The organism is Chryseobacterium sediminis (genome assembly GCF_008386505.1).
GTDB classification, from domain to species: Bacteria; Bacteroidota; Bacteroidia; order Flavobacteriales; family Weeksellaceae; genus Chryseobacterium; species Chryseobacterium sediminis.
This window is the reverse complement of the sequence record NZ_VUNZ01000001.1, coordinates 1,546,539-1,562,253: the sequence shown is the minus strand read 5'-3', so window position 1 is coordinate 1,562,253 and position 15,715 is coordinate 1,546,539. Positions and strand designations below refer to the sequence as shown.

Annotated in this window: 15 protein-coding genes; 6 read left to right on the top strand and 9 right to left on the bottom strand. The window is 37.1% G+C overall.

Annotated elements, in window-relative coordinates; all coding sequences use genetic code 11:
- Window positions 1-201 precede the first annotated feature (201 nt).
- The 5 genes from FW780_RS07130 to FW780_RS07110 form a co-directional block, all read right to left on the bottom strand.
- Window positions 202-1,233, bottom strand: a complete 1,032-nt coding sequence (locus FW780_RS07130; RefSeq protein WP_149832859.1) for a phosphotransferase enzyme family protein — start codon at window positions 1,231-1,233, stop codon at window positions 202-204.
- A complete protein-coding gene (locus tag FW780_RS07125; protein ID WP_149832858.1) occupies window positions 1,224-2,138 on the bottom strand; it encodes a nucleotidyltransferase family protein in 915 nt (304 codons plus the stop codon). Before FW780_RS07125 ends, FW780_RS07130 begins: the two co-directional genes overlap by 10 nt.
- Window positions 2,128-3,525, bottom strand: coding sequence for a Gfo/Idh/MocA family protein (locus FW780_RS07120; protein WP_149832857.1), 1,398 nt, complete (start codon window positions 3,523-3,525; stop codon window positions 2,128-2,130). Before FW780_RS07120 ends, FW780_RS07125 begins: the two co-directional genes overlap by 11 nt.
- A 233-nt stretch (window positions 3,526-3,758) precedes the next feature.
- Window positions 3,759-4,451: an AIM24 family protein gene (locus FW780_RS07115; protein WP_045499102.1), complete on the bottom strand. Its 693-nt coding sequence runs from the start codon at window positions 4,449-4,451 to the stop codon at window positions 3,759-3,761.
- Window positions 4,452-4,472: 21 nt separating this feature from the next.
- Window positions 4,473-5,198, bottom strand: coding sequence for a hypothetical protein (locus FW780_RS07110; protein ID WP_149832856.1), 726 nt, complete (start codon window positions 5,196-5,198; stop codon window positions 4,473-4,475).
- Between the two features lie 154 nt (window positions 5,199-5,352).
- Between FW780_RS07110 and queA the strand changes: the two genes are divergently transcribed.
- From queA to FW780_RS07085, 5 genes are all read left to right on the top strand, one after another.
- Window positions 5,353-6,402: a tRNA preQ1(34) S-adenosylmethionine ribosyltransferase-isomerase QueA gene (gene queA, locus FW780_RS07105; RefSeq protein WP_149832855.1), complete on the top strand. Its 1,050-nt coding sequence runs from the start codon at window positions 5,353-5,355 to the stop codon at window positions 6,400-6,402.
- A 69-nt stretch (window positions 6,403-6,471) separates the two neighbouring features.
- On the top strand, window positions 6,472-7,506 hold the full coding sequence (gene rlmN, locus FW780_RS07100; RefSeq protein WP_149832854.1) for a 23S rRNA (adenine(2503)-C(2))-methyltransferase RlmN: 1,035 nt from the start codon (window positions 6,472-6,474) through the stop codon (window positions 7,504-7,506).
- A 72-nt stretch (window positions 7,507-7,578) separates the two neighbouring features.
- Window positions 7,579-8,529, top strand: coding sequence for a sterol desaturase family protein (locus FW780_RS07095; protein ID WP_047378207.1), 951 nt, complete (start codon window positions 7,579-7,581; stop codon window positions 8,527-8,529).
- A gap of 346 nt (window positions 8,530-8,875) precedes the next feature.
- Complete coding sequence (locus tag FW780_RS07090) at window positions 8,876-9,784, top strand: hypothetical protein (protein ID WP_149832853.1); 909 nt, start codon at window positions 8,876-8,878, stop codon at window positions 9,782-9,784.
- 71 nt (window positions 9,785-9,855) lie between these two features.
- A complete protein-coding gene (locus FW780_RS07085; RefSeq protein WP_149832852.1) occupies window positions 9,856-10,833 on the top strand; it encodes a polyprenyl synthetase family protein in 978 nt (325 codons plus the stop codon).
- Window positions 10,834-10,906: 73 nt separating this feature from the next.
- Here FW780_RS07085 and FW780_RS07080 read toward each other — a convergent pair whose 3' ends face one another.
- Both FW780_RS07080 and FW780_RS07075 read right to left on the bottom strand, forming a co-directional pair.
- Window positions 10,907-11,716 carry a hypothetical protein gene (locus FW780_RS07080; protein WP_149832851.1) on the bottom strand — a complete coding sequence of 270 codons (810 nt, stop codon included), beginning with the start codon at window positions 11,714-11,716 and terminating at the stop codon, window positions 10,907-10,909.
- Between the two features lie 130 nt (window positions 11,717-11,846).
- Entirely contained in the window at window positions 11,847-12,140 is a 294-nt protein-coding gene (locus FW780_RS07075) for a hypothetical protein (protein WP_149832850.1), read from the bottom strand.
- A 137-nt stretch (window positions 12,141-12,277) separates the two neighbouring features.
- On the opposite strand from FW780_RS07075, the gene FW780_RS07070 reads away from it, so the two are divergent.
- Window positions 12,278-14,710 (top strand): alpha-ketoacid dehydrogenase subunit alpha/beta, encoded by a 2,433-nt coding sequence (locus tag FW780_RS07070; protein ID WP_149832849.1) that lies wholly within the window; start codon window positions 12,278-12,280, stop codon window positions 14,708-14,710.
- A gap of 55 nt (window positions 14,711-14,765) precedes the next feature.
- Here the strand turns inward: FW780_RS07070 and FW780_RS07065 are convergent, their stop codons facing one another.
- Window positions 14,766-15,182 carry a carboxymuconolactone decarboxylase family protein gene (locus FW780_RS07065; RefSeq protein WP_149832848.1) on the bottom strand — a complete coding sequence of 139 codons (417 nt, stop codon included), beginning with the start codon at window positions 15,180-15,182 and terminating at the stop codon, window positions 14,766-14,768.
- A 125-nt stretch (window positions 15,183-15,307) separates the two neighbouring features.
- On the bottom strand, window positions 15,308-15,700 hold the full coding sequence (locus FW780_RS07060; protein WP_149832847.1) for a winged helix-turn-helix transcriptional regulator: 393 nt from the start codon (window positions 15,698-15,700) through the stop codon (window positions 15,308-15,310).
- Between the last annotated feature and the right edge of the window lie 15 nt (window positions 15,701-15,715).

Below are 15,715 nucleotides of genomic sequence, written 5' to 3'. Positions count from 1 at the left end.
AGCATTGTACATAATTTTCGGTGGCGAATCTTGGATTTTTAGAATAAGTTGCGGGTTTGAGAGTGGGAGAGTTTGAGGGTTGGATTGTTTTGTAAGTGTATAGATTCCTACGAAATGACAAACAGAACGCTTTATCTATCCATACACCTTGTCACTCCGTAGGAGTCTGTTTTACTCTAATATTCTCAAACCCTCCCCCTCTCAAACTCCCAAATACTCCCTCAATCCTTTCAACAGCTCTAGCTGATTTTTAGTTCGGTCTAAATTATGCTCAGGATATTTCGTAGAATAATAGGTGCTTCCATTCAGATAGTCCGTTAAAAAACGAATTTCCTGAATATAAATAGCGACCTGCGCGGCATAATCAAGATTGTCAGATTCTTTGGGGGTCAGTTTTTCCTTTAAATAAAATAAAAATCCTTCTTTTACAACCTTATACATTTCAGGATTGAAATTGTTTTTGGCACTGCCATCATCTTCATGGGTTGTATTGGTATAAGACTGAATCATCGTTCCAAAATCATACAAAATCGTAGAAATCATCATCGTATCAAGATCAATGACAGCTAAAGGATGATGATTTTGATCGAAGAGAATGTTGCTGATTTTTACATCGGCATGGATGATTCTTTTGGGAATCTGATTGTTTTTCTCCATTTCAATCCATTGTTCAGGCAAGGACAGAAGCTGATTGGTGATTTCTATTTCAGCTTTTGCGTTTTCTTTTAAATAAGGAGCTGCATTCTTTAATGAGTTTTTATAATCTGCAACCCTTTTCTCAAAATTGAGGAAATTAGGAAGTGTATCTTCAATAGCAGGCAGTTTTTCAGGATTTACAATGGTAAGGAAATAGCTGAAGGTCTTAGCTGCTTCAAAAGCCGTCTGCAATGATGGTGCAGTAAGAAAAGTAGTACTGTTTTCTACGAAACTCAACATGCGCCACGGATCATCATTGGCATCTTTTACCAAAAGTTTACCAGTAAGAGAAGGAATTGGCTCTATGATTTGATACTGATAATTATTTGACCTGAGAAGCTTATTAATCATTAAATGATTGTTGACGATAACCTCCGGCCGTTTGAAGACATGATTGTTAATTTTTTGTAAGATAAACTTCTTTCCCTGATCCTTATTTTCCAAAAGATAGGTTGTATTGATCAGTCCGTCAGTAATAGGAGTGAGATCGTAATGATCTGTACCAATAAATTGAATGACAATATCGTTTAGCTCCATAAACTTTCTGGGTATCTGTTGTTTTTAATCTCTGATGTCAGAAAATCTTTAATTTCCTTTTTATCATCTGCATAAGTGACTCCCATCCATTGAGAAGGAGATGCTTTTACCTTTACCTGTACTCTGTTTTCATCAATCATTCTCTGCACAGCAGAAGGAATATAAAATTCCTGAGTGGGCAGTGGATCAGATTCAATAAAGTCATAAAAATAAGCTTCCAGATAACAGAAAATATGAGGATGGAATATGAAAAAATTCATCGATACCAATGTGTCGGGATCTAATTTTACATTTTCTCCATTTTTAATATAAACGATAGAATTATTTATTCTTTGAATGGAAGTCTGCTCTTCAACATTGATCAGATAATTTTCAGGATCCAGTGTACATATTCCTCTGGCTACAGCTCCATTACCACTCAATGTTGTCTTTACGGGATAGGCAATCATGCCCAGTTGTGAATCTGAAATATGATGATGGTTCATTTCATGTGCGGCCAATTGATACGCTTCTTTTCCGTAAAAATCATCTGCGTTGATCATTACAAACGGCTCCTGAATTGAATATTTGGCACAAAGAACGGCATGAGCAGTTCCCCATGGTTTTTCACGATCAGGATAATCAAAACCCTCCAGCGAAATAGGAATACTATCTATTTCCTGATACACCCAATGTAGCTCAAAATTTTTAATTTCTGAGATGCTGTTGAGCCTTTCAATATAACTTTGAGGAATCAGCCTGTTGACAACAATGACCACTTTTTGGAAACCGGCTTCCAATGCATCAAAGATAGAATACTCCAGAATCGGCGAACCGTTATCAAGTATTCCATCCACCTGTTTAAGCCCTTTATACCTGCTTCCTAATCCGCCTGCTAGTATGAGTAATGTCTTTTTAGAACTCATCGGTCATTCCAAATACAGGTTTACGAGTTTTCCATTTTCCATTGGTAAAATCAGGAATGTCAACTACCTGACCACCTTTGGCAATAGACTCTTCACTCAGTGGCGTAATTGAGTACCACAACGCAAGGTCATACACATCCATCGGGAATTCTATATTTCGTTTGATGCATTCAATAAAAGTATTCATCACAAAGAAATCCATTCCGCCATGTCCGGCTCCTGCAGCAGTATTTTCAAACCTTTTCCACATCGGATGATCGTATTCTGTCATCCATTTTTCAGTGTTATCCCAACGATGGGTATGGTTCATTGTTTTTTCAAAATAAATATGCCCCTGGTTGAAATCTCCCCATCCGAAATCCTGCCACAATCCTTCAGTTCCCTGAACCCTGAAGCCAAGATCATAAGGTCTCTGTAAGCTTGTATCATGAGTCAGCAGGATGGTCTCACCATTGGCACAGGCAATCTGCGTGGTTACTACATCACCCTGATTGAATTTTACTTTCGCACTAGGATGATTTTCTCCGCCCTTTGGATGTTCAACAATATATTTATGAAGTCCTACTGATTTTGATGAAAATGAAGATAATCTCGTTAAACGGTTTCCTCTGTTAATATCCATCATCATCGCTACCGGACCTAATCCATGTGTAGGATAAAGCTCTCCGTTACGCTTTACATAATGTTCAGTTCTCCATTTTGCCTCACTGAACCCTTTCTCTCCAAACTCCGCACCGGAATTGTAAGGATTGATTCCGTCATTGAAAAGAACCCCTCTCAGATCATGCTGATAACCGCCTCTTCCGTGTACCAGCTCCCCAAACATCCCTTTACGGACCATATTCAGAATAGCCATGATATCTCTTCGGTAGCATACGTTTTCCATCATGAAGATAGGAACTTTTGTTTCTTCATATACCTTTACAAATTCCCAGCAGTCCTGAAGCTTTATCGCTCCGGAAACTTCCATACCCACAATTTTTTTTGCACGCATTGCCTCTACACCTTGCGTAAGATGCCATTCCCATGGAGTTGCAATCACAACAGCGTCTATAGTTTTTAATTTTAAAAGATTTCGATAGTCATATTCACCGTTGGAAAACTCCTGAGCAGCCGGTTTATTATTGTCTTTTAATATTTTTTGTGAAGCTGCAAGCATTCTTTTCTCCGGATCGGCAAACGCTACAATCTCTACATCATTACGTTTAGCCAGTAATTTCACATGTTCCTGCCCACGAAGACCAACACCGATGAAACCGACACGGACTTTTTTATCTGTTTTAAAATCATTGGAATAAGCAAATAATGAATTGGGTAAAACCAATGCCCCAAAGCTTGCTAAAGTAGCAGTTTTAATGAAATTTCTGCGTGAAGTGGTGGTGTCCATTAAATTTTTTTCTTAAATATATTAAAAAGATGTGAGGTAAAGGCTATAGCTGTGGGTTTCGGATGGGAGTTTATAGGATTTTAGGTTGCAGAGCGATGGTTTTTCAACAAGTTATCTGCTGATTATTTTTATATTAAATTTTAGCAAATATGGGGTAAGGAATGCTCTGGCAAAATAAAAAACGGCTGTCTGGATAAAGGGCAGCCGTTTTACAATTATCAATTTTTAATATATTATTTTTCCATATAATACACTTCTTCGTAAGGTTGAATCAATACCCAACCATGGCCTGAGAATTTCATCTGAAACTCTTCACCGCTTCCTCTTCCGATAAGGCTTTTGAAAGAAACATTGGTTTTCAGTTCAGGACTCAGATTTCCGGACCATGCAACAGTAGCATTAGGATCTGTGAATACAGGCGTATCAGGAGTTACCAGTAAAGTCAGTGGATCCCCGTGAGTAGTAATCGCAATATGCCCTGTTCCTGAAAGTTTCACCTGAAAAAGTCCGCCGGACATCATTCCAGCAATACTCTTAAGCATGGTAATATCACTGTTTACACTTTGCTCATGGGCAAGAACATCATTTCCGTTTACACATACGGATTCATTGTTCAGATAAAGAATACGTACTTTTTTTCCGGAATCTGCTACATACAATTTTCCGGTTCCTTCTGCTTTCATAAGCTTACTTCCTTCGCCGCTGATTGCTTTTTTAAGGAGATTCCCAATTCCTCCGGCAAGCATTCCCTGCCTTTCAAAATTGATATTTCCCACATAGCTTACCATACTTCCTTTTTTGGTCCATACTGCCTGATTATTAAGGTTGATTTCCAGAAGATGTTTGGTTTCCAGTTCAAAATAATCTCTCTGTTGCGGATTCTCTTTTGTTTCGTTGATAAATGCTTCAATTGAATATTTACTCATAATAATTTTTGATTGGTTGTTTTATGCGATTATCGATTTGATTTTGTTTAATTTATATTCTCTCTTATTACTTTTAGGATTCAGATCCACAAATTCGTATGCCTCAAAGTTGGCAAGTTTAGCTTTGAATACCTCAGTGGCTTTTTCTACCGACCAGGTTTTAGGATAATGGAATCCTTCAAATTCAACTTTGAAAATCTCTGCTTTAAACTCATGGGAAAACTCGTCATCGCCTGCGTAGGTTAATGCAATTTTGCCGGTCCATGTAATATTGTATTGATTGTTGTCTGTTTCTAAAAACCGGATTTCATGATCCGCACAGCTGTCATGCCCAAGCAGATAAATATTAAAAGCCAGATCATCATCATCAAAATTTTGTTCAGACGGAAGATCGTTACTGAAAAGTTTATTTTTAACAACAGCCTCAAAGTCCAGTTTTCCATCAAGGTCGTTTATTCTGATTCCCTTTTGTTCACCCCAATAATTGGAAGATAAAGTACAGGCATGGTAGTTTCCCCATACGGCTTTAGAGTCCCAGTCCGATAAATCTTCGTCTTCTTCATCGCTATCATGATCATCATTGGCATAATAATCTTCAGTTTTTAAATGAAAATCAAACCAGATAAATCCATCCTCATCAATCCGTCCGCTCCAGTTGAATGTAACGATTTTATGACCGCTAGGATACGGATTATTAAGGAAGTAGATTTTGCTTACTGGCTCCATGCTGAATTTTAATTTTTCCAAAAATAAAACTTTTTAAGCTTAAAAATCCCCGTAAAATCACGGTTTTATATTTCATTGTAAATAATACTTGACAAAGGGGTATTCAATGTCGTATATTTGCACTCCGAAAATTACACCTTGTAATTACAATAATTTTTAAACCGTAATTTAAAAAATGAAAACATCAGATTTTAATTTTGATCTTCCTGCGGAATTATTAGCAGAACACCCATCAGAACACAGAGACGAAGCCAGATTAATGGTACTTGATAGAAAAACACAAACTATTGAGCATAAATTATTCAAGGATGTAGTGGATTATTTTGATGAAGATGATTTGTTTATCTTCAACAATACTAAAGTTTTCCCTGCTCGTCTTTACGGAAATAAAGAAAAAACAGGTGCTAAAATTGAAGTTTTCTTATTAAGAGAACTTGATAAAGAAACCAGAGTTTGGGACGTTTTGGTAGATCCGGCAAGAAAAATCAGAATTGGTAACAAATTATTCTTCACTGAAGATGAATCTTTGGTAGCGGAAGTTATTGATAACACCACTTCAAGAGGAAGAACACTAAGATTCTTATTCGACGGTTCTTACGACGAATTCAGAACGAAATTAAAAGAATTGGGAGAAACTCCACTTCCAAAGTATATCAAAAGAGCGGTAGAGCCGGAAGATGCAGAAAGATACCAGACTATCTATGCAAAAGTAGAAGGAGCAGTTGCTGCACCTACAGCAGGTCTTCACTTCTCTAAGCATTTGATGAAAAGATTAGAGATCAAAGGAATCAATTTTGCTGAAGTAACACTTCACGTAGGATTGGGAACATTCAACCCGATTGAGGTAGAAGACCTTTCTAAGCACAAAATGGAATCTGAAGAGATCATCATTGACGAGAAAAATGCTGCGCTTATCAACAGAGCGGTAGAGTCTCACAGAAGAGTTTGTGCAGTAGGAACTACCACAATGAGAGCATTGGAAACTTCTGTTTCTTCAAACAAAAAGATTTCTGCTTTCAACGGATGGACAAATAAATTCATTTATCCGCCTCACGATTTCGGAGTAGCTACTTCAATGATCACAAACTTCCACACACCGAAGTCTACACTTCTTATGATGATTGCTGCGTTTGCTGGAAAAGATTTTGTAATGCAGGCTTATGAAGAAGCTGTAAGAGAAAAATATAAATTCTATTCTTACGGTGACGCAATGTTAATTCTATAAAAAAGATATTAGGTAATAGGTTGCAGGTAATAGTATCTGCAACCTGCAACCTAAAATCTGCCCTCTAAAATGAAAGATATCCGTATATTATCACTGGACCAGCTTAAAGATTACTTTGAGTCTTTAGGAGAAAAGCCGTTTCGTGCGAAACAGGTCTATGACTGGCTATGGAGTAAAAACCTCCATTCGATAGATGAAATGACGAATCTTTCGAAATCACTTCGTGAAAAAATTTCCGAAGAATATACCATTAATCCTGTTTCCGTAGATCTTCTTCAAAAAAGCTCTGACGGAACCATCAAAAACGGAGTGAAGCTTCATGACGGACTGATGGTGGAATCTGTTCTTATTCCTACAGAAACAAGAACCACAGCCTGTGTATCTTCGCAGGTAGGATGCTCATTAAACTGCGAATTCTGTGCTACAGCAAAACTAAAGAGGATGAGAAACCTTGAAGTAGCTGAAATTGTAGATCAGGTAGCCCTGATTGACAGTCAGAGTAGAATGTACTTCGAGAGACCGCTTTCCAATATCGTATTTATGGGAATGGGAGAGCCGATGATGAATTACAAAAACGTAGTGGAAGCCATCCGAAAAATTACCCAGCCGGAAGGATTGGGAATGTCTCCAAGAAGAATTACCGTTTCTACATCCGGTATTCCAAAGATGATCAAGATGCTTGCAGATGACGAACTGCGTGTGAAACTGGCTTTATCCCTTCACTCAGCTATAGAATCCAAGCGTAACGAAATTATGCCTTTCTCGGATAAATTTCCGTTGACGGATATTATGGAATCCCTTCAGTACTGGTATCAAAAGACAGGTTCTGTCATTACTTTTGAATACTGTGTATGGAAAGGAATCAATGACGGGGATGAAGACATTAAAGCTTTAATCAAGTACTGCAAACAGGTTCCTTCAAAAGTAAACCTTATTCAATACAATCCTATTGGTGACGGAAAGTATGACCAATGTAACAAACAGGCGGAAGAAAACTATATCCGTCAGCTTGAAAATGCTGGGATTACTGTAATGGTCAGAAGAAGCCGTGGAGGTGATATTGATGCAGCCTGCGGACAATTGGCGAACAAAGCAACGGATTAAAATTTCCTTAAAAAAAATCAAGACTTCCTTAAAGAAAAGTTAAAACCCTACCTTTGCACAAATTATTTTGTGATGATGGATTTTCTTATGAGCGAGGATGGGCTGGAAAATGTATATGCATGGGCTATCCCGTTGCATGCAACCGTTATTTTAGCTGAAATGATTTACAGCCATGTTTCAGAAGCTAAGCTATACAGTGGAAAAGATCTTGCTACAAATGTTTATCTGGCATTGATGAATTTTGGGCTGGACCTTATTATGAAAGCATTTGCCATGGGCGTTATGTTTTTCTTCTACAATCACAGACTTTTTTCATGGGATCTTAGTGTATGGTATCTGCTGGCCTGTTTCATAATCACAGATTTTGCCTATTACGTTCTGCATTATGTTGATCATCGTTCCAGAGCATTCTGGGCAGTTCATATCACACACCATAGTTCAGAATATTTTAACCTTACAACAGGATTCAGAAGTCCTGTGCTGCAGCCGCTTTACAGATACTTGTATTTTTCACCGCTTGCATTTTTAGGATTCAATCCGTGGCATATTATGGTGGCTTACGCCATTGGTCAGGTATATGGAACCTGGGTTCACACACAGACTGTGAAGAGTATGGGATTTTTGGAATATATTCTTGTCACACCTTCCCACCACCGTGTTCATCATGCATGTAATGTAAAATACCTGGATAAGAATATGGGAATGTGCCTGATCATCTGGGATAAAATTTTCGGGACCTTTCAAAAAGAAGACCCTAATATTCCTGTGAAATATGGAATCTATCCCAAAATGCCGGATAACAGACCAGATACAGTCCTTTTTTATGAATGGCGAAAAATCTGGAAAGATCTTAAACAACCCGGATTAAAATTCACCGACAGAATCAATTATATTTTCAATTCACCGGGATGGAGACATGATGGAACCGGAAAAACGGTAAGACAATATCAGAAAGAATATTTTGCAAAACAGGCAAAAAAGAAAGAACAACAGCAAACTCAGGAAGAGCAGAAAACTGCTTAAACTTGTTTTTAAAATCAATAGAAATCTAAGGGAAAGCGGGCTATTTTAGCTCGTTTTTCTGTTTTAAGATTAAGATGAGATAAAGATGGATAAACAAAATAATAAGTCTCTTAAACTCTCCAACTCAAAATCAAGAATTCTTTTCAAAGGGTTACATAAAATATTTAGATTCCTGCGGAATGACAAGTTGTAGAAAAATAATCGCTTAGTTTGTCCATTCTGTAGGAATCTATATTCTTACAATAATCTTAACGCTCTCAATCTCTCAAAACTCGAATCCCGAATCCCGAACCCCGTATCCCGTATCCCAACCACTCAACTGGCAATAAAACCTTACTTTTGTTCTATGAAAAAATTTCTTCTCATTGTTGCTCTTTTTGCCTTTCAATCTGCATTTTCCCAGCAGACAGACTTTCTGAAAATTAAAAAATACAGAGTTAATTATCTGAATGATAAGATTGATGAGACCTCAGGACTGGATATTTTGAACGGGAAATTATATACTTTCAATGATAGTGGAAATCCAGCTGAGCTTTTTGAAATTGATAAAAATAATGGTGAAATTATCCGAACACTGAAAACCAATTTAATTAATAATGATTGGGAAGCTTTGGCGAATGATGGTGAAAATTTTTACATCGGAGATTTTGGAAATAATACAGGAATAAGGAAAGATCTGATGATCTATAAAGTTCCTTACGAACGTCTTGATACATCTATTAACATTAAAATTCCCGGTTCAGAAAGAGCGTTAGACGGAACAACGATTTCTTTTTATTATCCTGAACAAACCGAATTCATTTCCAGAAATACCAGAAATGACTTTGATGCAGAAGCCATGATTTATCTGAATGGAAAGCTGCATATTTTTACTAAAGAGTGGGCTGCAAAAGCGACCTCTCATTATATTGTAGACCCAGATATTTCAGAACTACAAAAAGCAGAAAAGCTTGAAGCCTATAAAACTGGTTTTGTAGTTACAGATGCTTCTTATTTTGATAAAAAGCTTTATTTAGTGGGGTATACAAAGAAAACGGAAGTCTTTTTAGATGTCTTTACCGAAACGGAACCCGGAATATTTTTCAAAGAAAAACCAAAGCACTATTATCTGGGAACGGCTCTTTCATTAGCTCAGATTGAAGGAATAAGTGTAGATGAAACGGGAATTTATATTTCCGGAGAAAAATTTAAATCTCCATTGGGAACTACAAAACCTTCTTTTTATTTTATCCCGAAAGATCAACTCAAAGATTAATTTGTCTTAAAATTGAGCGAAAAAAATTATCTTTGTGAGAATTAATAATTATTCACCCAGCATCGCAGATTGTGGCAAACATTGTAGAAGAGATTAAACGACCGATCAATGATGAAATGAAACTTTTTGAACAGAAGTTTTATGAATCAATGCAGAGTAAAGTAGCTTTATTAGATAAAGTAACCCGTTTTATTGTTACCACCAAAGGAAAACAGATGCGCCCAATGTTTGTATTTCTCTGTGCCAAACTGGTGGGTGAAGTGACGGAAAAAACCTATCGTGGCGCTTCTATGATTGAGTTGATCCACACCGCGACTCTTGTCCATGATGATGTGGTGGATGAAAGCTTTAAGCGTCGTAATTTCTTTTCAATCAATGCGTTGTGGAAAAATAAAATTGCAGTTTTAGTAGGTGATTATCTTTTGTCAAAATCCGTATTATTATCTACAGACCATAAAGATTATGACTTGCTTGGTGTAATTTCCAGAACCATCCGTGAAATGTCAGAAGGAGAGCTTCTTCAGCTGGAAAAAGCGAGAAAGCTGGATATTACTGAAGATGTCTATTACGAGATTATCCGCCAGAAAACAGCTACTCTGATTGCTGCCTGCTGTGAAATAGGGGTTCTTTCCAACAATGCAGACGAAGCTCTGGCTAAGAAAATGATGGATTTCGGAACCTATACTGGGATGGCATTTCAGATCAAAGATGACCTTTTTGATTATTTAAGTTCAAATGTCATTGGAAAACCTGTAGGAATTGACATTAAAGAACAGAAAATGACCCTGCCTTTAATTCATACCCTGAAAATAGCCAGTGAGAAGGATAGAAAGTATTATTTTGATACCATAAAACGTTATAACAACAACCCCAAGCGTGTAAAAGAGCTTATAGAATTTGTTAAAAGCTCCGGTGGTTTGGAATATGCTATTCAGGTAATGAAAGACTTCCAGCAGAAAGCAAAAGATCTCCTAAACGAGTTTCCGGATTCTGAAGCAAGAAAATCCTTACATAGCATGTTGGATTATGTAATTGAAAGAAAGTTTTAAAAAAATATTTATAAATAAAAAAGATTCGGCGCACCTGTGGTGCGCCGAATCTTTTTTATCTGTGTTTTCTTTTTTATATTTTTTGTACCGTTACATTCGTCACATTTCCATTTCCTGTAGGTCCCATTTCTGTTGATAAAATAGTACATGCCTGATTAGGAGCTGCTGTAAAGCGAATCTGATAATTTGCTGTAGGCACTACAATTACAGTTGTGTAATTCATTAGTTCACCAATTCTTGTTGAAGCAGTCAGAGTAGGAGTTGAAGCTCCTGCATAGTGGCTTCCTCTTCCCAGGTAGTTATTGTCCGGAACAGGTCTGATTCCTAAAAGTAATTGCGCTCCTGCAGAAATATTGGTAAAACTTGCCTGCAAAGTCACTAGGTAATTACCGGCCTGACTGAAAGTCAGAACCCCTGAAGAGGTATTATAAGAATAAAATGGAGAAGTAGCAACCGGGCTGGCAAACATTAATGTCACAATTGAAGCAGCACTACTGATGTTCTGATCAGCAGCCAAACGTGCATGGAATAATGAATAGGCTGTAAAATCTATAGTTTTCAGGACACCATTGGCATCCGCAACAACTACTCTGTCCGTTCCGCCAACACCAATATTGGAGTTAATATTTCGGACGCGTACATTTCCTGAACCTACATCCAATTTTTCTGTTGGAGTAATTGTTCCTATACCTACTTGCGCTGAATTGGTCACTGCAAAATCATTAGCCTGTTGTAGTACTGAAGGAGCGCCGGATGTTGAGTTGTCTTTGGCACCATCAATATGAAGGGTCGTTTGAGGATTTGATGTGTTGATTCCTACTTGTGCAAAGTAAAGTGTAGAAAAGGCGAAGACCTTAACTACGGTCAGTAATTTTTTTATCATCTTATTGTGTTTTAAAAATAATTACTGACGTTAATTTCAAATAATATACCAGAAAAATAAAAATGAATGTTTTTCGATAAATATCTATGAATTATAGTTCGATAATCATAATTTAATCGCTATTTCGGAATCAAATTATTTTTAGACTTACAATAATAACTGCTAGAACTATACAAAATAAAGCGATTAAAAATAAATAATCCGCAATACTCTCAAAGGTATATTCCCGTTTTTCGGTTTTCGTTCTGATAGCCAGAAATGAGAAGAAGCAGCTGCATGCAAAAAAAATGCTGGCAAGACCTGCAAATTCGTCCAAATGCGTATTCTGACTTATTTTAGCGATTTTTAAAGACGTCATGATAATCAGTGAAAATCCTAAAAGATTGCTCGATGCATTCAAAATATGGGGTGATTTTTTTTCCATCTTTTACAATTTTTTTCAAAATAAAGCACAATTTTTTTTATTATCAAATTTTTAAAAAAGATTATTAAAAATTAAAATTAATTTAAAAAGTGTATATTAGCAAAATACTTGAAGATTAAAAACTTTTTTACTTAGCTATGCAAACAACCTATATTGAAACACAGCAAATATCCTTTCAAGATTTTAAAAATCAGATACTTGAAGACTACAGGTTAGGAAGGATCTCTCGTGAAATGTCTTATCTCGGAAGGAGAGAAGTACTCACTGGAAAAGCTAAATTTGGAATTTTCGGGGATGGAAAAGAACTTCCTCAGCTTGCAATGGCGAAAGTTTTCAGAAATGGAGACTTCCGTTCAGGATATTACAGGGATCAGACTTTTGCATTGGCAATAGATGCCTTAACAGTAGAAAGTTTCTTTGCACAGATGTATGCAGATACAAGCGTGGAAAGAGAGCCTGCTTCAGCTGGAAGACAGATGAACGGACATTTCGCAACAAGAAGTTTAAATGAAGACGGAAGCTGGAAAGACTTAACAGCTCAGAAAAATATTTCTTCCGATATTTCTCCTACAGCAGGTCAGATGCCAAGATTGTTAGGATTGGCTCAGGCTTCTACAATTTATAAAAGTGTAAAATTTGAAGGTTCAGAAAAATTCTCAAGAGAAGGAAACGAAATTGCTTTCGGGACAATTGGAGATGCTTCTACTGCAGAAGGTCATTTCTGGGAAACTCTGAATGCAGCATGCGCACTTCAGGTTCCTATGATTGTTTCTATCTGGGATGATGGGTACGGAATTTCAGTTCCTACTAAAAATCAAAGAGCAAAAGCTGACATCAGTGAGATGCTAAGCGGTTTCCAGAGAAAAGAAGGAGAGAATCAGGGATGTGAAATCATTCAGGTGAAAGCTTGGGATTATCCTGCATTGTTGGATGCATATGCTAAGGCAGAACATTTTGCAAGAACAGAAAGCGTACCGGTAGTAGTTCATGTAATTGATGTTACTCAGCCTCAGGGGCACTCTACATCCGGGTCTCACGAAAGATATAAAAATGAAGAACGTCTGGCTTGGGAAGCTGAGTTTGACGGATTAGCAAAATTCAAAGAATGGATTTTGAACTATTCTATTGAAATTGATGGAAATGAAGAGGTGATTGCTACTGCTGAAGAGCTGGAAACTATTGATGAAGAAGCCAAAAAGATTGCAAAAGCAGGACAGAAAACGGCTTGGGAAAACTATCAGAAAGCAGTTTCAGAACTTATTCAGTCTATCTTACCTTTAGTAGAAAGTCTTAAAGGGCAAAATGCTGAAGTTGAAACATACATTTCTCAATTCAATAAGCTTGTTTCAAAAGCTAAAAAGGACATTTTCCATTTAGTAAGAAAAGCTTTACTGGCAACAAGAGGAACTAATTCTGCGGAAAGAAATCAGTTGATGCAGAAGTACAATGAAGTAGCTGCTGTTGAAAAAGACAACTATTCATCTCACTTATACTCTCAGTCTGAGTGGAAGTCTGAAAACATTCAGGAGATTAAGCCGGTATATTCCGACAGCTCTGAAGATGTTGATGGAAGAGTAGTGATCAGAAATAACTTTGACAAAATTTTTGAAAAATATCCTGAAACCTTAATCTTTGGTGAAGATACCGGAAACATTGGTGACGTAAACCAGGGATTGGAAGGAATGCAGGAAAAATATGGTGCTTTACGTATCGCTGATACAGGAATTCGTGAGGCAACCATTCTTGGACAGGGAATTGGTATGGCAATGAGAGGGTTGAGACCTATCGCTGAAATCCAGTACTTAGACTATGTTCTTTACTGTCTGCAGGGAATGAGTGATGATCTGGCAACTGTACATTACAGAACGAAAGGAGGACAGAAAGCACCATTGATCATCAGAACAAGAGGTCACAGATTAGAAGGAATCTGGCATTCAGGTTCTCCAATGGCAGGTATTCTTAACCTTTCAAAAGGAATTTTAGTTCTTGTCCCTAGAAACCTTACTAAAGCTGCAGGATTCTATAACACTATGCTTCAGGCTGACGAACCTGCAATCATCGTAGAATGTCTGAACGGATACAGATTAAAAGAAAAACAACCGGATAACTTAGGAGAATTCACTGTTCCTGTAGGTAAAATTGAAGTTACAAAAGAAGGAAAAGATGTTACTTTAGTTACTTACGGTTCTACATGGAGAATTGTAACAGAAGCGGCCAACGAATTGGAAAAACTGGGAATTTCTGCAGAAGTAATTGATATTCAGTCGTTAATTCCTTTCGATTTATCTCACGAAATTGCTGAAAGTGTTAAGAAAACCAACAGATTAGTAGTGATTGATGAAGATGTGGAAGGAGGAACTACAGGGTTCATCTTACAGCAGATCCTTGAAAAACAAAAAGCATTCAGATATCTGGATTCAGATCCATTGACAATCTCTGCAAATGATCACAGACCTGCTTATGCAAGTGATGGTGACTACTTCAGTAAGCCGTCTACAGACGATATGGTAGAAAAGATTTACGCAATGTTTAATGAAACAAATCCTCAGAAATATCCTGCGATATTCTAATTGGATAACAATAATAAAATGTTGGGCTTTCAGATTTCTGAAAGCCCAACGTCTTTTACTCCTTCTCAGCCAAAGCAATCCTCAGTTTATTCAAAGTATTCATCAGCGTTATACTTGCTGTTAATTCTACAATTTCTCTCTCCGTGAATTGCTCTAAAAGTTTTACTTTGATATGTTGCCACTCATCTTTACTGTAAATAAGAGCTTCTGCCCATTCTAAAACAAGCTTTTGTTGATCATTGAAGGCATTGGTATGTTTCCATCCTGGAAGCCTGTTAATGACATCCTGTTCAAAGCCAAAATCAGAAAGTTCTTTTGCGTGATAACTGCAGCAATATGCACAGCCGTTAATTTGAGATACCCGAAGTTCTGCCAGAGCAATCAGTTTTTCATCAATTCCGGATTTTCGGATACTGGTATGGGCTTTATACAGATTTCCAATGGTTTCTTTTGCAATTTCTTTGTAATTCATAATGAAATTTTTTCTGCAAATTTGCATCAGAAATGGTTTTGAACCTATATGCTTACACTTTGGTTATATACTTACCTTTTTGAAAGCAGCTTCAATAAATTTTGCCTATTAAAAGCAAAAGGCTATCAAACATTGACAGCCTTATTATTTTTCACATCCTCATTCAAAAAAGCACAATCTTTATCTTCGTGTTGTCCTTTCACCTGATATTTTGCTTCCCATTCTTCCAGTAAGTATAAAATAGGCAACAAGGCCAATCCTTTTTCTGTAAGAGAATATTCTACACGTGGAGGGAGTTCCTTAAACTCTTCACGGATTACCAGCCCATCGGTTTCCATTTCCCTCAATTGATCAGTCAATACCTTTCTGGAAATGACATTAATGCGTACTGCCAGTTCTCCAAAACGTAATTTCCTGTCTTTAATAACAAGAACTATAATAGGCTTCCATTTGCTTCCTAAAGCGGCCATTGCCTTACCCAGAGGACAGCTGTATTGCATTAATTCATTCTTTTTCATAGAGAAAATATTGAT

Excerpts from the sequence above, each read along its gene's own strand:
- FW780_RS07130 (WP_149832859.1), bottom strand. The coding sequence starts at position 1,233 with ATGGAGCTAAACGATATTGTCATTCAATTTATTGGTACAGATCATTAC.
- FW780_RS07125 (WP_149832858.1), bottom strand. The coding sequence starts at position 2,138 with ATGAGTTCTAAAAAGACATTACTCATACTAGCAGGCGGATTAGGAAGC.
- FW780_RS07120 (WP_149832857.1), bottom strand. The coding sequence starts at position 3,525 with ATGGACACCACCACTTCACGCAGAAATTTCATTAAAACTGCTACTTTA.
- FW780_RS07115 (WP_045499102.1), bottom strand. The coding sequence starts at position 4,451 with ATGAGTAAATATTCAATTGAAGCATTTATCAACGAAACAAAAGAGAAT.
- queA (WP_149832855.1), top strand. The coding sequence starts at position 5,353 with ATGAAAACATCAGATTTTAATTTTGATCTTCCTGCGGAATTATTAGCA.
- rlmN (WP_149832854.1), top strand. The coding sequence starts at position 6,472 with ATGAAAGATATCCGTATATTATCACTGGACCAGCTTAAAGATTACTTT.
- FW780_RS07095 (WP_047378207.1), top strand. The coding sequence starts at position 7,579 with ATGATGGATTTTCTTATGAGCGAGGATGGGCTGGAAAATGTATATGCA.
- FW780_RS07090 (WP_149832853.1), top strand. The coding sequence starts at position 8,876 with ATGAAAAAATTTCTTCTCATTGTTGCTCTTTTTGCCTTTCAATCTGCA.
- FW780_RS07080 (WP_149832851.1), bottom strand. The coding sequence starts at position 11,716 with ATGATAAAAAAATTACTGACCGTAGTTAAGGTCTTCGCCTTTTCTACA.
- FW780_RS07075 (WP_149832850.1), bottom strand. The coding sequence starts at position 12,140 with ATGGAAAAAAAATCACCCCATATTTTGAATGCATCGAGCAATCTTTTA.
- FW780_RS07070 (WP_149832849.1), top strand. The coding sequence starts at position 12,278 with ATGCAAACAACCTATATTGAAACACAGCAAATATCCTTTCAAGATTTT.
- FW780_RS07065 (WP_149832848.1), bottom strand. The coding sequence starts at position 15,182 with ATGAATTACAAAGAAATTGCAAAAGAAACCATTGGAAATCTGTATAAA.
- FW780_RS07060 (WP_149832847.1), bottom strand. The coding sequence starts at position 15,700 with ATGAAAAAGAATGAATTAATGCAATACAGCTGTCCTCTGGGTAAGGCA.